15 protein-coding genes are annotated in these 20,658 nt (G+C 71.8%); all 15 read right to left on the bottom strand.

The features are described 5' to 3' along the window. Positions 1-230: 230 nt before the first annotated feature. The 15 genes from AC07AB_RS24550 to AC07AB_RS24620 all read right to left on the bottom strand — a co-directional run bounded on the left by AC07AB_RS24550 (position 231) and on the right by AC07AB_RS24620 (position 20,600). A complete protein-coding gene (locus AC07AB_RS24550) occupies positions 231-4,067 on the bottom strand; it encodes an Rne/Rng family ribonuclease (RefSeq protein WP_478570466.1) in 3,837 nt (1,278 codons plus the stop codon). 219 nt (positions 4,068-4,286) lie between these two features. Then, positions 4,287-5,090 (bottom strand): TIGR03936 family radical SAM-associated protein, encoded by an 804-nt coding sequence (locus AC07AB_RS24555; protein ID WP_478570469.1) that lies wholly within the window; start codon positions 5,088-5,090, stop codon positions 4,287-4,289. A gap of 259 nt (positions 5,091-5,349) precedes the next feature. Next, on the bottom strand, positions 5,350-5,883 hold the full coding sequence (locus AC07AB_RS24560) for a GNAT family N-acetyltransferase (protein WP_478570472.1): 534 nt from the start codon (positions 5,881-5,883) through the stop codon (positions 5,350-5,352). A gap of 41 nt (positions 5,884-5,924) precedes the next feature. Further along, positions 5,925-6,140: a PIN domain-containing protein gene (locus AC07AB_RS24565; RefSeq protein WP_478570475.1), complete on the bottom strand. Its 216-nt coding sequence runs from the start codon at positions 6,138-6,140 to the stop codon at positions 5,925-5,927. 164 nt (positions 6,141-6,304) lie between these two features. Next, the gene (locus AC07AB_RS24570; RefSeq protein WP_478570478.1) at positions 6,305-8,230 is read right to left on the bottom strand and encodes a TIGR03960 family B12-binding radical SAM protein; all 1,926 of its coding nucleotides are present in this window, start codon (positions 8,228-8,230) and stop codon (positions 6,305-6,307) included. 108 nt (positions 8,231-8,338) lie between these two features. After that, on the bottom strand, positions 8,339-10,039 hold the full coding sequence (locus AC07AB_RS24575; protein ID WP_478570480.1) for a CYTH and CHAD domain-containing protein: 1,701 nt from the start codon (positions 10,037-10,039) through the stop codon (positions 8,339-8,341). 60 nt (positions 10,040-10,099) lie between these two features. Further along, entirely contained in the window at positions 10,100-11,299 is a 1,200-nt protein-coding gene (gene rodA / locus AC07AB_RS24580; protein WP_478570483.1) for a rod shape-determining protein RodA, read from the bottom strand. Beyond that, on the bottom strand, positions 11,296-13,407 hold the full coding sequence (gene mrdA / locus AC07AB_RS24585) for a penicillin-binding protein 2 (protein ID WP_478570486.1): 2,112 nt from the start codon (positions 13,405-13,407) through the stop codon (positions 11,296-11,298). The genes rodA and mrdA overlap by 4 nt, the downstream gene beginning before the upstream one ends. Positions 13,408-13,513: 106 nt before the next feature. Continuing rightward, on the bottom strand, positions 13,514-14,206 hold the full coding sequence (mreD, locus tag AC07AB_RS24590) for a rod shape-determining protein MreD (RefSeq protein ID WP_478570488.1): 693 nt from the start codon (positions 14,204-14,206) through the stop codon (positions 13,514-13,516). A 3-nt stretch (positions 14,207-14,209) separates the two neighbouring features. Further along, a complete protein-coding gene (gene mreC / locus AC07AB_RS24595) occupies positions 14,210-15,139 on the bottom strand; it encodes a rod shape-determining protein MreC (RefSeq protein WP_478570491.1) in 930 nt (309 codons plus the stop codon). Between the two features lie 264 nt (positions 15,140-15,403). Beyond that, positions 15,404-16,423, bottom strand: coding sequence for a rod shape-determining protein (locus tag AC07AB_RS24600; RefSeq protein WP_478570590.1), 1,020 nt, complete (start codon positions 16,421-16,423; stop codon positions 15,404-15,406). A gap of 287 nt (positions 16,424-16,710) precedes the next feature. Beyond that, positions 16,711-17,124 (bottom strand): nucleoside-diphosphate kinase, encoded by a 414-nt coding sequence (gene ndk / locus AC07AB_RS24605; RefSeq protein ID WP_363131795.1) that lies wholly within the window; start codon positions 17,122-17,124, stop codon positions 16,711-16,713. Between the two features lie 66 nt (positions 17,125-17,190). After that, entirely contained in the window at positions 17,191-17,532 is a 342-nt protein-coding gene (locus AC07AB_RS24610) for a DUF4233 domain-containing protein (RefSeq protein WP_478570494.1), read from the bottom strand. Position 17,533: 1 nt separating this feature from the next. Further along, positions 17,534-19,108 carry a bifunctional tetrahydrofolate synthase/dihydrofolate synthase gene (gene folC / locus AC07AB_RS24615; protein WP_478570496.1) on the bottom strand — a complete coding sequence of 525 codons (1,575 nt, stop codon included), beginning with the start codon at positions 19,106-19,108 and terminating at the stop codon, positions 17,534-17,536. A 37-nt stretch (positions 19,109-19,145) separates the two neighbouring features. Then, positions 19,146-20,600, bottom strand: a complete 1,455-nt coding sequence (locus AC07AB_RS24620; RefSeq protein WP_478570498.1) for a peptidoglycan D,D-transpeptidase FtsI family protein — start codon at positions 20,598-20,600, stop codon at positions 19,146-19,148. Positions 20,601-20,658 lie beyond the last annotated feature (58 nt).

A 20,658-nucleotide genomic window follows, 5' to 3' on the forward strand; every position in this document is an offset into this window, starting at 1 on the left:
TGGCGTTGCACACGCCGACGGTCCAGGTTACGGGGCCCTTGACCATGGGGTCAAACCGATCCCCGCGGGCACGGGCCGCCGCTGCCGGTACGAGCCGCTCGCGCGACCCTCCGGTACGAGCCGCTCGCGCGCCCTCCGGTACGAGCCGGGGCCGGCACGCACGGATGCGCACCGGCCCCCTCGTGCGACCGGCCACCGGGGGCTGCCCCCCGGCGGCCGGCCTTGCGGACTCAGTCCTCGGCGGAAGCCGAGACGGAGGACTGCGGCTGCTCCGCCGCCGCGGCCTTCTTCGCCGTCTTCTTGGCCGGGGCCTTCTTCGCCGTCGTCTTCTTGGCGGCCGCCTTCTTGGCCGGGGCCTTCTCCGCCGCGGTCTTCGTGGCGGCCGCCTTCTTGGCCGGCGCCTTCTTGGCGGCGGCCTTCTTCTCCGTCTTGGCCGGGGCCTTCTTCGCCGTCGTCTTCTTCGCCGTGGCGGCCTTCTTACGGACCGCCTTCTTGGCCGGGGCCGCCTCCTCGGCGTCCGCGGACGGCTCCTCGGCCGCCTCGACGACCGACGGCTCGGCGGCAGGGGCCTCGGGCTCCGCCTTCGGCTCCTGAGCGGGCGCGCCGACGACCACCACGGAGGCGTCCTCGGCGGCCCCGGGGGGACCCGCCGGAGCGCTCGCCTTGCGGGTCGCCCGACGGCGCGTACGCACCGGCTTCGGCTCGGCCTCCGGCTGGGCGGCGGGCTCGGCAGCGGGCTCCGCGGCCGGCTCGGGCTCACTCACCCGGACCTCGGCCACCGGCTCCGGCTCCACGACCACCGTGGCGGCGGCGTCGGCCTCGGGCTTCGGCGACCCCGCCGGAGCGGACACCTTGCGCGTCGCCCGGCGGCGGCCCCGGCCGCGGCCGCGCGACTCGGCGGCCTCCTGGGCCTCGGCCGCGCTGCCGAACCACTCGTCGTCCGCCTCGACCGCCGGCCGCAGCTCGGCCTCCGTCACCGCCACGGGCTCCAGCTCGGGCTGCGACTCCTCCTCGGCCACGGCCTCCGGCTCGTCCGCGAGCGGCAGCTCGTGGTCGTGATCGTGATCGTGGTCGTGCTGCTGGCCGCCGCCCGACTTGCCCTTCTTCTTGCCGCGCTTGCCGCCACCGCCGCCGCCGACCGCGGTCGGCTGGTCCATGTGGACGATCACGCCACGGCCGTTGCAGTGCACGCAGGGCTCGGAGAAGGACTCCAGCAGCCCCTGCCCGACCCGCTTACGGGTCATCTGGACCAGGCCCAGCGAGGTGACCTCGGCCACCTGGTGCTTGGTACGGTCCCGGCCCAGGCACTCCAGCAGCCGCCGCAGCACGAGGTCGCGGTTGGACTCCAGCACCATGTCGATGAAGTCGATCACGATGATGCCGCCGAGGTCGCGCAGCCGCAGCTGGCGCACGATCTCCTCGGCCGCCTCCAGGTTGTTCCTGGTGACCGTCTCCTCCAGGTTGCCGCCCTGGCCGGTGAACTTCCCGGTGTTGACGTCGACGACGATCATCGCCTCGGTCCGGTCGATGACGAGCGAACCGCCACTCGGCAGCCAGACCTTGCGGTCCAGCGCCTTCATCAGCTGCTCGTCGATCCGGTACGTGGCGAAGACGTCGACGTCCGACGTCCACTTCTGCAGCCGGTCGGTCAGGTCGGGCGCGACGTGCGCGACGTATCCGTGGATCGTCTCCCACGCGTCGGCGCCGCTCACGATGACCTTGGAGAAGTCCTCGTTGAAGATGTCGCGGACGACGCGAACGGTCATGTCCGGCTCGCCGTAGAGCAGGGTCGGGGCGTTGGAGCCGCCGCCGTTCTTCGCCCTCTGCTGGATCTCTTCCCACTGCGCCTGGAGGCGCTCCACGTCCCGGCGCAGCTCGTCCTCGCTCGCGCCCTCCGCGGCCGTACGGACGATGACGCCCGCGTCCTCGGGGACGATCTTCTTGAGGATCTGCTTCAGCCGCGCCCGCTCGGTGTCCGGGAGCTTGCGGCTGATGCCGGTCATCGAGCCCTCGGGCACGTACACGAGGTAGCGGCCCGGCAGCGACACCTGGCTGGTGAGCCGGGCGCCCTTGTGGCCGATCGGGTCCTTGGTGACCTGCACCAGAACGGGCTGACCGGACTTCAGGGCGGTCTCGATGCGCCGGGGGCCGTTGGCCATTCCGAGCGCCTCGAAGTTGACCTCACCGGCGTACAGGACGGCGTTGCGGCCCTTGCCGATGTCGACGAAGGCGGCCTCCATGGACGGCAGCACGTTCTGGACCTTGCCCAGGTAGACGTTGCCGACGTAGCTGGTGGCCTGCTCCTTGTTGACGAAGTGCTCGACGAGGACGTTGTCCTCCAGCACGCCGATCTGGGTGCGCTCACCGCTCTGGCGCACCACCATCACGCGCTCGACGGCCTCGCGGCGGGCCAGGAACTCGGCCTCCGTGATGATCGGCACCCGGCGGCGGCCCTGCTCACGGCCCTCGCGACGGCGCTGCTTCTTGGCCTCCATACGGGTCGAGCCCTTGATGGACTGGACCTCGTCGAAGCCGGTGCCGGGCTCGCGCTCGGCCTCCTTCTTACGGGGCTCGCGGACCTTGACGACCGTACGCTCCGGGTCGTCACCGCCGCCCTCGGCGTCCTGGCCGTCACCGCTGCGGCGCCGGCGACGGCGGCGGCGCCGGCTGTTCGCGGAGCCCGAACCGCCCTGCTCGTCGTCCTCGTCGGAGTCGTCGTCAGCGGAGTCGGCGTCCCGCCCGGCCTCCGGCTCGGCGTCGGACTGCTCGCTCTCCTGCTCCTGGTCGTCGTCGGAGTCCGCGGCCTCGCCACGGCGACGGCGACGGCCGCCCCGGCGACGGCGGCGCGAGGGGCGGTCGCCCGACTCGTCGTCGTGCGCGGCGTCCTCGGAGTCCTCGACCTGCTCCTCGTCGGCGTCCGCGGCCGCGCTCTCCTCGACGGGGGCGGGGGCGGGCGCGGGGGCGGCGTCCTGCTCGGGCTCGGCGGCCTCACCGCGACGGCGGCGACGGCGACGGCCGCCCGCGGCGGGCTGCTGCCGCTGCTCGGCCGGGGCCTCTTCCACCGTCTCTGTCTCGTCCGGCTCCGGCTCTTCGGAGGCGGCGGCCGCGGCCGCGGCGCTCTCCGGCGTCTGGAACATCGGCTCGGTGAACACCGGCGCCTGGAAGACGGCCGACGGCGGCCGGACGGCGCGGCGACGGCCACGGCCGCGCGGCGCGTCCTCGCCGGACTCGGCGGGCTTCTGCTCAGCGGCGGGGGCGGCGCTCTCGGCGCTCTCCTCACGGGCTTCCGGCGCGCTCTCGGAGCGGGACGCACGGCGGCGCGTACGGGCGGGCTTCGACCCCTCGGGGGCCGGGGCAGCCGCTTCGGGGGCTACGGGCTCGGGAGCCGCGGCCGCGTCGGCGGCGGCCACATCGGTCTCATTCTCGTCGGGCTCCGCCACCGGAGCGACCGCCTTTCGGGTCGCGCGGCGACGCGTACGAGCGGGCTTCGTCTCCTCGGCGGGAGCCTCCGCGGGCGCCTCGGCCGACTTGGCCGGCTCGGCGGCAGCCTCACCCGTCTGGTCCGCGTCCGTCTGGGGCGCGCTCTCGGGAGCGGCCACCTTACGAGTGGCGCGGCGGCGCGTACGGGCCGGCTTGGCGTCCCCACTCGCCTCGACCGGCTCGGCGGAGGCAGCCGGGTCCGCGGCGGCCGACGGCTCCACGGGCGCGACGCTCGGCGCGACCGCTTCGGATACGGCCGGGGCCTCGGCGTCCGTGCCCTTCTGGGGCGCGCCCGCCGGGGCGGTCGCCTTGCGGGTGGCACGGCGGCGCGGTCGCGCGGGCGCAGCGTCGGCCGGGGCCTCGGCCGCCTGCTCCGCGGCGGCCAGGCCGCCGACGCTCTCCGCCGCCGGCTGAGCGGGCGCGGAGGCGGTGGCCGGTGCGGCCTCACCCGCGACCGGCGGACCCGCCGGCCGAGAGGCCGCGCGGCGCCTGCGGCGCGGCGGCAGGGTGTCGCTGGGGGTGTCGTCTGTGTTATCCCCGGCGGCGCTGTAGCGCGCCGCCTCAGTGGGTTCGATCGGCTCGAACATGCGGGCGGTTCTCCCGTCACGCTCCCGGGCGCCGCGTCTGTGTCCGGTCTGCGGCCCGCGTGATGTGCGCGGTACCGCCTCCGGGGCGCGGGCGCCGCACGGGAGCTGTCGTCTCGCTCGCCGGGTCCGAGTTGTCGGCACCGGCGAAAGTCTCCTGGTCAGTGCGCCTGCCGGACCCGGGTGGCTCCCTGGTGGACCGGCGGCGCGTTGACGGCCGTCCTACGCGGAACCTTCCCCGGCCTTCGGCGGGGAGTCCCCGGCCATCGCCTTCGCGGCACTCAGCCCGGCGGCCGTGGGTGGGGCGGCCGTGGCAGCGTCGCGGTCGGGCGCGAGCGGGTCGGTCACCGTGCCGGACTCCTCATCGAGCAGCCCCTGCGCCAGCCTGGTCACCCCTGCGGGGACCGGCGGCGCCAGGTCGGCCGTGGCGCGGAGACCGGACAGGACGTCGTCGGGTCGAACGGCAGGTGTCAAATGCCGAACAACCAGCCGCAGTATCGCACAGGCAGTGACCTCGGGCCTATCGGCCGGGGCCGCGAACGCTTCGAGACTGACGACCGCGGCACGCGCGTCGAAGGTCCGCAACCCGTTTTTCGTACGGCGCTCGACCTCCACGGCCTCCGCCGCCAGAAAGGCCGCGACGGCCCGTTCGGCGTCCTCGGCCCGTACGCCGTCGAGCCGCAGCTCCCATACGGACGCCTGCAGCCGGTCGGCGAACGAGGAGGTGTGGGCCTCCACCGCGTCGATGATGTCGAGCCCTGCGGGCATCGACTCGTCCAGCAGTACGCGGAGTTTCTCGGGGTCTCTCGCGGCCGTGAGCTGGATCTCCAGGTACTCGGCCTCGCTGCCCGTACCGGTGGGCGCCGCGTTCGCGTAGGACACCTTGGGGTGCGGGGTGAATCCCGCCGAGTACGCCATGGGCACCTCGGCGCGGCGCAGCGCCCGTTCGAAGGCGCGCTGGAAGTCACGGTGACTGGTGAACCGGAGGCGGCCGCGCTTGGTGTAGCGCAGGCGGATGCGCTGCACCGCGGGTGCGGGCGGCGGGCCTTCGGGCTGTCGCTTGCCCAGTGTTACTTCTCCTTGGTGCGGGGGCGCTACTGGACGCCGTCCCAGCGTCGGCGGGGACCGTCCCGGATGGCGCTCGCCGAGCGCCGTCCTGTCCGGATCGCCCCCGCGTGGGCGGGGACAACAGTCGCGCCCGGACGTTGTTCCCAGGGTACGTGCCCCACGCGCCGCCGCTCCCCGGCGGTCCCCGCCCGGTGGCAGGCCCCGGCCCCCGCCCGGCTCACCCCGCCGTGGCGATCCAGTACCGCAGCTTGCCCCCGCGTTCGTCCTCCAGCCCGCCGCCGCACGCCTCTATCACTCTGCGGGAGGCGGTGTTGCCGACGTCACAGGTGACGAGGACCGGATCGATGCCGAGGCCGTGGACGACGGGGAGGGAGGCCCGCAGCATGCCGGTGGCGTGCCCGCGGCGGCGCGCGGAGGGCCGGACGCCGTAGCCGATGTGCCCGCCGAAGTCGAGGAGCTCGGGCGTGAGCCGGTGCCGCACGGAGAGCCGGCCGAGGTACTCGTCGCCGTCCACGTACCAGAGGGTGGTCACGTCCCCCCACCCCTGGGAATCCCCGGCCAGGCCGTCCGTCAGCATCCGGATGTACCCGGCGAACCCCTCGGGGCGGTCCCACTTCCCGTGGTACTCGCGGATCTCACGGGACATGGTCGACTGCTGCTCCTCGCTCCCGGCCCCCTCGGCGCGGAACTCGTCGATGGCGGCGAGGAAGGAGGCGTGGACGCGGGTGGTGGGGGTGATGAGCTGTGGCATCGGGTCATTGTGCATCCGCGCGTGTCGGCGGTCCGTAAAGATCAGTCGATGGTCCCGGGCTCCGCGACCCACTGGGTCCTGAGCCCCGTGTGCTGGGCGATGGTCTCGAAGTCGCGGTCGTAGTGCAGCAGCGTGAGGCGGTGGTGCAGGGCCGTCACCGCGACGAGGAGATCGACCACTCCGGCCGAGCGGTGACAGCCCGCGCGGGCGAGCTTGTCCCGCACCGCACGGACCTCCGGCCAGGGATCGTCGGGCACCGCTCGCCAGGCGTACAGGGCGGACGCAAGTGAATGCGAATGCGTATTCAGAATGCCGATCCGTCGCCAGCGCAGAAACATTTTCTTCACCCGGACAGCAATACGACCCCTACCTCTCAAGCTATAAGGCGGGGGTCGTACCGGTGAGCGCGCTCAGCGAGCCGTCACTTCACCACCGTCAGCGGCAGCAGCTTCTTGCCCGTCGGGCCGATCTGGATCTCGGTGTCCATCTGAGGGCACACCCCGCAATCGAAGCAAGGAGTCCACCGGCAGTCCTCGACCTCCGTCTCGTCGAGAGCGTCCTGCCAGTCCTCCCAGAGCCAGTCCTTGTCGAGGCCCGAGTCGAGGTGGTCCCAGGGCAGGACCTCCTCGTAGGTGCGCTCGCGGGTGGTGTACCAGGCGACGTCCACGCCGAACTCGGGCAGCGCCTTCTCGGCGGCGGTCATCCAGCGGTCGTAGCTGAAGTGCTCGCGCCAGCCGTCGAAGCGGCCGCCGCCCTCGTAGACCGCGCGGATGACGGAGCCGATGCGGCGGTCGCCGCGGGAGAGGAGGCCCTCGATGATGCCGGGCCTGCCGTCGTGGTAGCGGAAGCCGATGGAGCGGCCGTACTTCTTGTCGCCGCGGATCTTGTCGCGGAGCTTCTTCAGCCGGGCGTCGGTCTCCTCGGCGGAGAGCTGCGGAGCCCACTGGAACGGGGTGTGCGGCTTGGGCACGAAGCCGCCGATGGAGACCGTGCAGCGGATGTCGTTCTGCCCCGAGACCTTGCGGCCCTCGGCGATGACGTTGACGGCCATGTCACCGATCTGGAGGACGTCCTCGTCGGTCTCGGTGGGGAGGCCGCACATGAAGTACAGCTTCACCTGGCGCCAGCCGTTGCCGTACGCCGTCGAGACGGTCCGGATCAGGTCCTCTTCCGAGACCATCTTGTTGATGACCTTGCGGATGCGCTCCGAGCCGCCCTCGGGCGCGAACGTCAGCCCGGACCGGCGGCCGTTGCGCGTCAGTTCGTTGGCGAGGTCGATGTTGAAGGCGTCGACGCGGGTGGACGGCAGCGACAGGCCGACCTTGTCCTCCGTGTACCGGTCCGCGAGGCCCTTGGCGATCTCGCCGATCTCGGTGTGGTCCGCGGAGGACAGCGAGAGCAGGCCGACCTCCTCGAAGCCCGTCGCCTTGAGCCCCTTGTCCACCATCTCGCCGATGCCGGTGACGCTCCGCTCCCGCACCGGGCGGGTGATCATGCCGGCCTGGCAGAAGCGGCAGCCCCGCGTGCAGCCGCGGAAGATCTCCACGGACATGCGCTCGTGCACGGTCTCCGCGAGCGGGACCAGCGGCTGCTTCGGGTACGGCCACTCGTCCAGGTCCATGACGGTGTGCTTGGACACCCGCCACGGCACGCCCGAGCGGTTGGGCACGACGCGGGCGATCCGGCCGTCGGCCAGGTACTCGACGTCGTAGAAGCGCGGTACGTACACGCCGCCGGTCCGCGCGAGGCGCAGCAGCACCTCGTCCCGGCCGCCGGGGCGGCCCGCCGCCTTCCAGTCCCGGATGATGTCGGTGATCTCCAGGACCGCCTGCTCGCCGTCGCCGACGACCGCGCAGTCGATGAAGTCCGCGATCGGCTCGGGGTTGAACGCGGCGTGGCCGCCGGCGAGCACGATGGGGTGCTCGACCGTGCGGTCCTTGGACTCCATCGGGATGCCCGCGAGGTCCAGGGCGGTGAGCATGTTGGTGTAGCCGAGCTCGGTGGAGAAGGAGAGCCCGAACACGTCGAAGGCGCCGACGGGGCGGTGCGCGTCCACCGTGAACTGCGGGACCTGGTGCTCGCGCATCAGCTCTTCGAGGTCCGGCCAGACGCTGTACGTGCGCTCGGCGAGGACGTCCGGGCGCTCGTTGAGCACCTCGTAGAGGATCATGACGCCCTGGTTGGGCAGCCCCACCTCGTACGCGTCGGGGTACATGAGCGCCCAGTGGACGGCGCAGGCGTCCCAGTCCTTGACGGTGGAGTTCAGCTCACCGCCCACGTACTGAATGGGCTTCTGCACATGCGGGAGCAGAGCTTCGAGCTGTGGGAAGACCGAATCGACAGACATCGAGAACTTTCCTGAGCTGACTGGGGTGGGCGACTCTCTAGCGTAACGCGCCCGAAGCGGCCCACCGTACGGCGTTCGGGCCGGGTCAGGGCAGCCGGTTTCCGCCCGTCACCTCGGGAAGTCCGCCCGCGGCTCGTCCGCGCCCGACGCCATGGCCTCGGCCTCCTCCTCCGTGAGCCACCGGGGCACGCGGGGGCGGGGCGGCGGGGGCTCGCCCTTGAGGGCCGCGATCCGGTCCGGCATCGGCCGCGTCCCGTTGCGCGCCAGCCCCTCCTCGCAGTCCGCGGCCGTACGCTCCTGGCGCCCGTACAGCACCCCGTAGGTGAACGCGCTCTCCCCCGCCTCGTGAGCGTGCGCGGCCAGTTCGCGCAGGGCCAGGCGCGCCATGACGCTGTCCTGGTGCTCGCCGAGGAGGTTCTGGAGCGCCTTCGCGTGCGCGGCGACGCTCTCGGCCGGGGCGCCGAGCGCGGGAGCGGCCGCCTCCGCCGCGTACCGCGTGCGCTTGGCCGACTTGCGGGCCTCGTGCATGGCGGCGTCGCGCCGGGGGCCCGAAGGGGCCTCCAGCGCCTCGGAGATCTGTCCGGCCAGCCGCTCGTAGTCCCGCAGTACGGCCGCGACCAGCGCGTTCCGCGGCGGCTTCGGCCGCAGCGGCGGATCGGCGACGAGCGCGTCGAGGGCGTCGAGGAGCGTCAGGTAGCGCTTGCCGTCGAGCACGGCGAGCAGTCGTCGCCGTGAGCCGCGGCGGCGGGCGCGGGACCAGGTGCGCAGCCGGGTGCGGACGGGGCCGGTGTGCAGTTCGCCCGGCAGCTTGCCGAGGGCGGTCGTCAGCCGGTCGGTGAGCACCTCGCGGTCGCGGTCGACGCCCAGTTCGCCCGCCAGCCAGCGCAGTTCGGCGCCGATGGGGTCGGTGGCCGCGCGGTCGAGGACCTTTCCGTACGAGCGCAGCGCGCTGCGGGTCCGCCGGGTCGCCACGCGCATCTGGTGCACGGAGTCGGGCTGGTCGCGGCGTACGGCCGGGTCGAGTCCGACGATGGCGTCCACCTGCCGCTGTACGTACGCCAGCACGTGGTCGGCGGCGGTGCGCGGGGCCGGGGGGCGGTCCGGCGGTTGCTTCGGGAGGTGCTCCGGGCCGCCCGCCTTGCCGGTGGCGACCTTCTCGCCGCCGCTCCCCTTGCCGGTCTTCGCGCGCTTCGGGTCCGTCTCCCGCAGCGCGCGGGCCAGTTTCGAAGCGGTCGTCGCCGGCCGCAGTCCGGCCTTGGTGAGCTTCTTCTCCACGGCGTCGAGGAGCGCCTCGTCGCCTCCCGCGGTCAGCTCCACCTCGATTTCCGACCAGTGAACGGACCGTTCGCCGCCCTCGCCGTCCAGCCGCCGCGCCGTGACGGCGTCCACGGCCACCTCCGCGAGCGGCCTGCCCTCGGCGTCCAGCAGCCGGTGTACGTCCCGGCGCGTGTTCAGCCGCACCAGCGGTGTGAGCGCGGCGGTCCGCAGTCGGGACCGTACGAGCGCGGTGAGCGCGCTCGGCACGGTGTCGGCGAGCGGGGCGCGGACCTCGTCGCGTACGCCCGGGGCCACCGGCAGTTTGAGGTGCCAGCCCGCGTCGGCGCCGCCGGTGCGCCGCCGGAGGGTGATGCCCGCGGCGGCCAGGCGGCGGTCCGCGGTGTCGTAGTAGACGGCGTCGAGTTCGGTGACTCCCTCGTCCGCCACGGTCGCGACCCGGCTCACGCCGGTCAGCGAGGGCAGCCGGGCCGTACCGGCCGCTTCGTACTTCCGCTCGTACTCCCGCTCGTACTCCCGCACGGTGTCCGCCATGGGCCGGAATCTAGTCGCGGGCCGCGGGTCTGGGCAGTCCCCGCGCGGGGTGCGGCGGGATCAGGCCGAGAGCGGGCGTTGGACCTTGATGGACTGGAGCAGCCCTATGGCGATCCAGGCGGCGAACATCGACGATCCGCCGTAGGAGACGAAGGGCAGGGGCAGCCCGGTGACCGGCATGATGCCGAGCGTCATGCCGATGTTCTCGAACGCCTGGAAGGCGAACCAGGCGATGATGCCGGCGGCGACGACCGTTCCGTACAGCTCGGTGGTCTCGCGGGCGATGCGGCAGGCGCGCCACAGGACGATGCCGAGCAGCACGATGATCAGGCCCGCGCCGATGAAGCCGAGTTCCTCGCCCGCGACGGAGTAGATGAAGTCGGTCTGCTGCTCGGGGACGAACTGGCCGGTGGTCTGGGAGCCGTGGAAGAGGCCGGAGCCGGTGAGGCGGCCGGAGCCGATGGCGATGCGGGCCTGGTTGGTGTTGTAGCCGACGCCGGCCGGGTCGAGGGCGGGGTTGGCGAAGGCCGCGAAGCGGTTGATCTGGTATTCGTCGAGGACGCCGAGCTGCCAGATCAGGACGCAGCCCGCGACGCCGGTGCCGATCAGGCCGACGATCCAGCGGTTGGAGGCGCCGGAGGCGAGCAGCACGGCGAGGACGATCACGACGAGGACCATCACCGAGCCGAGGTCCGGCATCAGCAGGATGATCAGGATCGGCAGCGCGGCGAGGCCGAGGGCCTGGAGGACCGTGCGGTGGTCGGGGTGGGGGCGGTCCCCCGCGTCGACCTTGGCGGCCAGCAGCATGGCCATGCCGAGGGTGATCGTGATCTTGATGAACTCGGAGGGCTGGATGGAGAAGCCCGCGGGGAGCTGGATCCAGGAGCGCGCGCCGTTGATGGTGGCGCCCAGCGGGGTGAGGACGGCGGCGGTGAGCACCACCGAGACGCCGTACAGGATGGGGACGGCGCCGCGCAGGGTGCGGTGGCCGAGCCAGATGGTGCCGACGGCGAGGGCGACCCCTATGCCGATGTTGAGGGCGTTGCGGAGCAGGAAGTAGTACGGGTCGCCGTGGTTCAGCTCGGTGCGGCCGCGGGTGGCGGAGTAGACGAGCAGGGTGCTCATCGCGGAGAGCGCGAGGGCGGCCAGCAGCATGAGCCAGTCGAGGCGGCGCACGATGGAGTCGCGTGCGATGAGCTTGCGCCAGGTGGAGCGCTCGGGCGCGTAGCGGCTGATGGAGAAGTTGTGGGAGGTGGTCACTGCTTCCGCCTCCCGGCGCTGATGGCCTGGGCCTCGATGGAGCCGTCGCTCTCGATCTTGGGGAGCTTGGCCTCGGGGCGGGGCAGGAGCGCCTTCTTCTCGTCGACGTGGCCCTTGTCGTCGACTCCGTAGAGGGCGTCGTAGATCTTGCGCACCGCGGGCCCGGAGGCGCCGGAGCCGGTGCCGCCCTGGGAGATGGTCATGACGACCGTGTAGTCCTTGGTGTACGTCGTGAACCAGGAGGTGGTCTGCTTGCCGTAGACCTCCGCGGTACCGGTCTTGGCGTGCATCGGGATCTGCTTCTGGGGCCAGCCCTGGAACCGCCAGGCGGCGCTGCCGCGGGTCGCGACGCCCGCGAGTGCGGAGTCGAGCTGGTCGCGGGTCTTGCCCTGGAAGGGCAGCTTGCCGTGGGACTTGGGCTGGAGCTCCTGGACCGTCTTGCCGTCGGGGCTGACGACGGCCTTGCCGACGGTGGGGTTGTAGAGGGTGCCGCCGTTGCTGATGGCCGAGTAGATGGTGGCCATCTGGATGGGGGTGACGAGGGTGTCGCCCTGGCCGATGGAGTAGTTGACGGAGTCACCGGCGCGCATCCGCATGCCGGATTCGCAGTTCTCCTTGGCGATCTTCCCGGCGTAGCTGTCGTCGTCCTTGCCCTGCCGGCACCAGGAGTCCTTGTTGGCCTCCCAGTACTTCTTCTTCCACTGGCGGTCGGGGACGCGGCCGCTGACCTCGTTGGGGAGGTCGACGCCGGTCTCGTTGCCGAGGCCGAACTGGTGGGCGGTCCGGTAGAACCAGTCGGCGGGGTGCTTGGGGTTGTTGCCGCCGTCCTTCTGCCACTGGCGGTAGGCCAGGTCGTAGAAGACGGTGTCGCAGGAGACCTCCAGCGCGCGGCCGAGGTTGATCGGTCCGTAGCCCTTGGACTCGAAGTTCTTGAAGACCTGGTTGCCGATGCTGTACGAGCTGGAGCAGTTGTACTTGCCGTTGAAGTCGTATCCGGCGTTGACGGCGGCGGTCGCGGAGATGGCCTTGAAGACCGAGCCGGGGGCGGACTGGCCCTGGATGGCGCGGTTGAGCAGCGGGTAGTTGGAGTCCTTGCCGGTGAGCTGCTTGTAGTCCTTGCCGGAGATGCCGCCGACCCAGGCGTTGGGGTCGTAGGTGGGATTGGAGGCCATGGCGACGACCCGGCCGGTCTTGGCCTCCATCACCACGACGGAGCCCGCGTCGGCCTTGTAGTTGCGGCCGGTGTTCTTGTCGAACTCCTTGCGGGCGTCCTTCATCGCCTGGTTGAGCTCCTTCTCCGCTATGGCCTGGACCCGGGCGTCGATGCTGGTGACGAGGTTGGAGCCGGGCTGCGACTTGTCGCTCTTGGCCTTGCCGATGACGCGGCCGAGGTTGTCGACCTCGTAGCGGGTGACGCCGGCGTTGCCGCGCAGCACGGAGTCGTACTGCCGCTCCAGTCCGGAGCGGCCGATCTGGTCGGAGCGCAGCAGCGGGGAGCGGGTGTTCTTGGCCTTGGTGATCTCGTCGTCGGTGACGGGCGAGAGGTAGCCGAGCACCTGGGCGGTGTTGGACTTGCCGGGGCCCGCGTAGCGGCGTACGGGCGTGGGCTCGGCGGTGATGCCGGGGAAGTCCTCGGCGCGCTCGCGGATCTGGAGGGCCTGCTGGGTGGTGGCCTCGTCGGTGATGGGGATGGGCTGGTAGGGCGAGCCGTTCCAGCAGGGGCGGGGCGTCTTGGCGTCGCAGAGCCGGACCTTGGCGGCGACGTCCTTGGCGTTCAGGTCGAGGACGTCGGCGAGGCGGCCGAGTACGGCCTTGCCGCGGTCCTTCATCCGCATCAGCTCGGTGCGGTCGGCGGTGACGACGAGCCGGGTCTCGTTGTCGGCGAGCGGCACGCCGCGGGCGTCCAGTATCGAGCCGCGGGTGGCGGGGTCGACGACCTGCTGGATGTGGTTGTTGGCGGCTTCGGCGGTGTACTCGTCGCCGTTGCGGATCTGGAGGTACCAGAGGCGTCCGCCGAGGGTCAGCAGGAGGGAGAAGACCAGGATCTGGATGATGATGAGCCGGATGTTGACGCGGGACGTGCGGCCGGTCTCAGGGATGTTGGTCACGATGCCCCCTCCTGGTGCCGGTGCGGTCGCTGGTCCTGTCGTCGGCGCCGGGGCGGGCGGGCGCGGCGCGGGCCGGCGGGTGCGGGCCGCGGCCTCATGAACGGCGTCACAGGCGCTTGACCCCCTTGAGCCGGCCCGACTTGCTCTTCGTCTGCTTGGTGAGCAGCCCACCGCGCTGGCCGCCGATGCCGGCGTTCTTGCCGAGCCGGCCGCCGCGCCCCGCGCCGTACGAGGTCAGCCAGGTGTACGAGCTCTCGCCGCCGGCCGATCCCGCGGAGCCGTCGCCGCCGAGCGGGTCGTATTCGGTGCGGCGGGCCAGGGCCATGATCAGCGGCACGGTGAAGGGGGCCAGCAGCACGTCGTAGAGGGCGGCGGTGAGCAGGAGGCGGGTGATGCCCACGTGGCGGGCGGCGGAGTCGCCGACGAGGGAGCCGACGCACGCGTACAGCAGGGTGGAGCCGATGGCGGCGGCGAGGACGACGACGAGCGGGCCGGCGGCCGAGCGGAGTCTGCCGTTGTCGGGCTTGGCCAGTCCGGCGAGGTAGCCGATCAGGCAGAGCACGAGGGCGTAGCGGCCGGCGGCGTGGTCGGCGGGCGGCGCGAGGTCGGCGAGCAGTCCGGCCCCGAAGCCGATGAGGCAGCCGGCGACGTGGCCGTAGACGAGGGCGAGGCTGACGACGACGAGCAGCAGCAGGTCGGGTACGGCGCCGGGCAGGTGGAGGCGGGCGAGGACGCAGACCTGGACCACGAGGGCGACGACGACCAGGAGGGTGGAGAGCAGGGTCCGGTTGAGGCGCATCGGTCAGCTCCTGGGGGTGGCGCCCGTGGTGGGGGTGGCGGTGACCGTCACCGTCGGCGTGGGCTTGGGGGTGGACTTCGGGGGCAGCACGGTGTCCCGCGGGTCCTGGCGCGGCGGCTGGACGACGACGCCGACGATGTCGAGCTTGGTGAAGCCGACGAAGGGCCGTACCTGGAGGGTGCGGGTCAGGTCGCCGTGCGAGGGGTCGACGCGGATCACCTCGCCGACGGGGACGCCGGGGACGAAGGGCTTGTCCTTGCTGGAGCCGAAGGTGACGAGGCGGTCGCCCTTCTTCACGGCGGCTCTGCCGTTGAGGAGTTCGACCTTCAGGGCGCCCTCGCCCTGGCCGCCCGCGAAGCCGATCTCGCCGGTCTTCTCCATCCGGGTGCCGACGGTGAACTTGGGGTCGCCGGCGAGCAGCACGGTGGCGGTGGTGGGCGAGACGGTGGTGACGCGGCCGACGAGGCCGTCGCCGTTTATGACGGTCATGTCGCGCTTGATGCCGTCGTTGCCGCCCGAGTCGATGGTGACGGTCCAGGAGAAGCCCTGGGCCGCTCCTATGGCGATGACCTGGGCGCCCTTGATGCCGTACTGGCCGGCTCCGGCGGTCTTGAGGAGCTTGTCGAGATCGCGGACCCGGCCGCGGTTGCGGTCGTCGCTGCCGAGCTTCTGCCGCAGGGCGGTGTTGTCGCGCTCCAGTTGGCTGATCCGGCTGTGCCGGCCGCCGGAGTCGCGGACGGCCGCGACGGCGTTGCCGACGGGGTCGACGGCGGCTGCCACGCCCCGTTCGACCGGGCCGAAGGCGGATGCGGCGACGCTGCGGGCGCCGTCGAGCGGGGACTGCTCGCCGCCGCGGATATCCATCGTGATCAGTGCGAACGCGATGGCGACCAGCAGCACCAGTAGCAGCCGGCTCTCTCGTGTGTCCCTCACGTGCGGCGGCGTGCCCTTCTCGTCGGGCCGGTCGGCTGCGGGCCCGGACCGGTCATCGGGAGCGTCAGGACCTGTCCAGGGGATCAGGGCCGATCAGGGCGGAGAGGCCCTGGTGCCTGTATATCAACGATCCGCCGCGCGGATGGTCGTCAACCGTGCCGGGTGCGCCCTTCCCACCCGGGCGAGGGCCCGGGAGCGATCCCGGGCGGGGAGCCGGGCCGAGAGCCGGGCGGGGAGCCGGGCGGGAAGGGGACGCGCCGGTGGTCATCTGCGGGGCTGGGCGTCCAGCACCTGCTGGAGGGCCTCGAACTCCTCGACGCACTTGCCGGAGCCGAGGGCGACGGAGTCCAGCGGGTTCTCGGCGATGTGGATCGGCATGCCGGTCTCGCGGCGGAGCCGCTCGTCGAGGCCGCGGAGCAGGGCGCCGCCTCCGGTGAGCACGATGCCGCGGTCCATGACGTCGCCGGAGAGCTCCGGGGGGCACTTGTCGAGGGTGGTCTTGACCGCGTCGACGATGGAGTTGACGGGCTCCTCGATGGCCTTGCGGACCTCGGCGGCGGAGATCACCACGGTCTTGGGGAGGCCGGAGACGAGGTCGCGGCCGCGGATCTCGGTGTGCTCGTCCTTGTCCAGGTCGTACGCCGAGCCGATGGTGATCTTGATGCTCTCGGCGGTGCGCTCGCCGAGCAGGAGGCTGTACTCCTTCTTGATGTGCTGGATGATCGCGTTGTCCAGCTCGTCGCCGGCGACGCGGATGGACTGCGCCGTGACGATTCCGCCGAGCGAGATGACGGCGACCTCGGTGGTACCGCCGCCGATGTCGACGACCATGTTGCCGGTGGCCTCGTGGACCGGCAGGCCGGAGCCGATCGCGGCGGCCATCGGCTCCTCGATGATGTGCACCTGGCGGGCGCCGGCCTGGGTGGACGCCTCGATGACCGCGCGGCGTTCGACGCCGGTGATGCCGGAGGGCACGCAGACCACGACACGGGGGCGGGCCATCCACCGGCGCTTGTGGACTTTGAGGATGAAATAGCGGAGCATCCGCTCGGTGATCTCGAAGTCCGCGATCACGCCGTCCTTGAGCGGGCGGACGGCCACGATGTTGCCGGGGGTCCGGCCGATCATCTTCTTGGCCTCGGCGCCGACCGCGAGGATGCCACCGGTGTTGGTGTTGATGGCGACGACCGACGGCTCGTTGAGGACGATGCCGCGGCCTCTGACGTACACCAGCGTGTTGGCGGTCCCGAGGTCGACAGCCATGTCACGGCCGATGAACGACATGTTGTTCCCCATGAGGATACGTCTGGCCTTCCCAGCTGGAGCGATGCTTACTTGAGGGCGGCAGGTTGTGGTGCGCCACGGAGCGCGGGAGCTTCCATCGTAGTCTCGCCCGCTCGAACGCGGTGCGAGGGTTCCTCCGCCATTGTCGGCGGAATATGAGCCCGCCCCAGTAATGGGGACGCCGTGTCGGGGTGACGGGTTCCCCCGTTCGCCACGGAGAGGACCGCTGGGCGACCGAAGAGTATCGGTCGCCCCTGGTCAGAATGGTACCGAGAGCTGACCCGGCGTCAGGCTGCGGCCGGAAAGAAAATCTTGATTTCCCGCTCCGCGGACTCCTCGGAGTCCGAGGCGTGGATGAGGTTCTCCCGCGTGATGGTCCCGAAGTCGCCACGGATCGAGCCGCCCTGAGCCTTGATCGGGTCCGTGGGCCCGGCCAGCGTCCGTACGCCCTCGATCACCCGCTCACCCTCGACGATCAGCGCCGCCACCGGGCCGGAGGACATGAAGGCCAGCAGCGGCTCGTAGAACTCCCGGCCCACGTGCTCGGCGTAGTGCTGCTCAAGAATCGCCCGGTCCAGGGTCCGCAGCTCCAGCGCGCTGATCGTCCAGCCCGCCTTGCGCTCGATACGGCCGATGATCTCGCCGACGAGTCCGCGCGCGACCGCGTCGGGCTTGAGGAGGACGAGGGTGCGCTGGCTCACGGAATGGGCTCCTTCGGTACGTACGGCAAGGGTGCTCTGAGGCTACAGGGGCTACCGGCTCGGCCGTCACGCAGCGTCAGGCGCCGCCGCGAACCGGGCCTTCGCCTCGTCCACCTTCCGGCCGAAGTGGACCGACGCCCACCACAGCCCCCCGAAGACCACGCCCAGGATGAACATCATCGGCACCACGAGCCCGCTCGCGACCAGCCCGATCTGCAAGAGCCAGCCGAGTTGCACGCCGCCCGGCCGCCCCAGCATTCCGCACAGCAGCACGCTGAGCACCATCGCGGTGCCGCTGACGGCCCAGACCGTGCCCGCCGACAGGTCGCTCATCTGCATGGCGACCAGGCCGGCGAAGCCGATCACGAAGAACTCACCGATCAGCGTGGACGCGCACAGGGTACGCATATCAGCCCCTCCCCAGCAGCATGCGCGCCTCGCCGACCGTGATCACGGACCCGGTCACCAGCACGCCCGCGCCGGAGAACTCGCCTTCCTCCTCGGCGAGGGTGATCGCCGCCTCCAGCGCGTCGTCCAGCCGCGGCTCGACCTGCACCCGGTCCGACCCGAACACCTCGACCGCGACGGCGGCCAGCTCGTCCGCGTCCAGCGCGCGATGGCTGGAATTCCGGGTCACCACGACCTCGGTGAAAATCGGCTCGAAAGCTTCCAGCAGACCCCGTACGTCCTTGCCCTCGCTCGCCCCGACGACCCCGATCAGCCGGCTGAAGCCGAACGCCTCGGTGACCGCCTCGGCCGCGGCCCGCGCGCCGCCCGGGTTGTGCGCGGCGTCCAGCACCACGGACGGGCTGCTCCGCACGACCTCCAGCCGGCCCGGCGAGACGACCGAGGCGAAGGCGGAGCGGATCGCGTCGATGTCGAGCGTACGGGCGTGCTGCGAGCCGATCCCGAAGAACGCCTCCACTGCCGCCAGCGCCACCACCGCGTTGTGCGCCTGGTGCGCCCCGTACAGCGGCAGGAAGATGTCCGGGTACTCGCCGCCCAGCCCGCGCAGCGTCAGCAGCTGCCCGCCGACCGCGACCTCCCGGGAGACCACGCCGAACTCCATGCCCTCGCGGGCCACCGTGGCGTCCACCTCGACGGCCCGCTTGAGCAGCACCTGAGCGGCGTCCACCGGCTGCTGCGCGAGCACGACCGTGGCGTCCTTCTTGACGATCCCGGCCTTCTCCGAGGCGATCTCGCCGGGCGTGGAGCCGAGCCGGTCGGTGTGGTCGAGGGAGATGGGGGTGACCACGGCCACCGAACCGTCGATCACGTTGGTCGCGTCCCAGGCGCCGCCCATGCCGACCTCGACGACCGCGACGTCCACCGGGGCGTCCGCGAAGGCCGCGTACGCCATGGCCGTCAGCACCTCGAAGAAGGAGAGCCGGAAACCCTGCCGGTCGTCGGTCATCCGGATGTACGGCTCGATGTCCCGGAACGTCTCGACGAACCGCTCCGCCTCGATCGGCGCGCCGTCCAGGCTGATCCGCTCGGTGACCGACTGGACGTGCGGGCTCGTGTAGCGGCCCGTACGGAGGTCGAAGCCGCCGAGCAGCGCCTCGATCATGCGGGCGGTGCTGGTCTTGCCGTTGGTGCCGGTGATGTGGATCGAGGGGTAGGCGCGCTGGGGCTGCCCCAGGATGTCCATCAGCGCCTCGATGCGCACCAGCGACGGGTCGAGCTTGGTCTCACCCCAGCGCCCCGCCAGCTCGGTCTCCACCTCGCGCAGCGCCCGGTCCGCCTCGGGATCGGCCGGGCGGGCGGGCACGCCGTCGCCCTGCGGGGGCGCCGACTGGGCGCGCAGGGTCCGGCTGCCCGCCTCGATCACGGCCAGGTCGGGGTCGCGGCCGGTCTCGGCGCCGGTGATCTCGTCGAACTCGTCGAACTCGTCGAACTCATCGGCCGCTCCGGCCTCGCCGACCTCGTCGAACCGGTCGGGGCCGTCGCTCTGGGCGTCGTCGTTTCGGGGGCGCTCACTCACACCACCCAGTCTACGGAGAACGCGGCGGTGCTGTCGGTCAGTGCAGGGCGGCTCGCATCATGGCCTTCGCCACGGGCGCCGCCTGGCCGTTTCCGGAGACCTCGGCCCGCTCGGCGGCGCTGTCCTGGACCATGACGGCGACCGCGACCTGCTTGCCGTGGCCGTCCCGCGCGTACGAGACGAACCAGGCGTACGGCTTGCCGCTGTTGTCCACGCCGTGCTGCGCGGTGCCGGTCTTGCCGCCGACGGTCAGCCCGCCGATCTTCGCGTTGGAGCCGGTGCCCTTCTCCACCACCGTCCGCATCGCGGACTGGAGCTGGCGGGCGGTGTCCGCGGACATCACCCGGCCGTCCTTGTACGTGCGGGGTGCGGTGATGTCCAGCGCTCCGGAGCTGCCGTCGGTGGTGCGGTCCACCACGTAGGGGGACATCAGCCTGCCGTCGTTCGCGATGGCGGAGGCGACCATGGCCATCTGGAGCGGCGTGGCGGTGACATCGAACTGGCCGAAGCCGGAGAGCCCGGTCTGGGCCGCGTTCATCCCCGAGGGGAAGACGCTCTTGTTCGCCCGGGTCGGGACGTCGACCTCGCTGTCGTTGAAGCCGAACTTCTCCGCCTGCTCGGTGAGCTTGTGCTCGCCGAGGTGGACCGCGATGTTCGCGAAGACGGTGTTGCACGAGTACTGGAGGGCCTGGCGGAGAGTGGCGTTCTCGCAGGGGTCCGCGGCGCTCTCGTTGTGCACATAGGTGTGGGTGCCCGGCAGCAGATAGGGGTCGGGCGTCCGGGTCTTGTCGTCGACGGAGGAGTAGAGGCCGTTCTCCAGCGCCGCCGCGGCCACCACCAGCTTGAAGGTCGAACCGGGCGCGAGCGGCTGCCGCAGCGCGCGGTTGACCATCGGCTGGGCGGGGTCCTTCTGGAGCTTCTCCCACGCCTTCTGGTCGGCCTCCGACATGCCCGCGAAGGAGCCCGGGTCGTACGAGGGGGTGCTGGCCATGCCGAGGATCTTGCCGGTGGCGGGGTCGAGGGCGACGGCCGCGCCGGTCTTGCCGCCCAGCGCCTCATAGGCGGCCTTCTGCACGGCCGGGTCGATGGTGGTGATCACATCGCCCGGCTTGGGCGCCTCCCGCAAAAGCGCCTGGCCGGGGTTCTTGAGCCGGGGGTCGGCGCCGTCGAGCACGGGCTGGTCGAGGGCCTCCAGCTGGGTGGAGCCGTAGATCTGGGAGGAGTAGCCGGTCACGGGGGCGTAGAGCGGGCCGTCCCGGTAGGTGCGCTTGTACTTGAGGTCGCCGCCGGTGGCGGCGGAGCCGGTGACCGGATCGCCGCCGACGACGATGTCGCCGAGCGGATGCGCGTACTTCGCGATGGACAGCCGCTCGTTGTGCGGGTTGTCGTCCAGACCGCCCGCCCGGGCCGTCTGGACCCACGTGGCCCAGGCGAGCAGGCAGAGGACGAGGAACAGGGAGAACACGGCGGTGCGCCGCACTGGCTGGTTCATCGGATGGCGCAACTCCTTCACGTACGGACACCCTCAAAACTCCCTTTCCGGGATCATT

This window comes from Streptomyces sp. NPDC044033 (assembly GCF_056434425.1).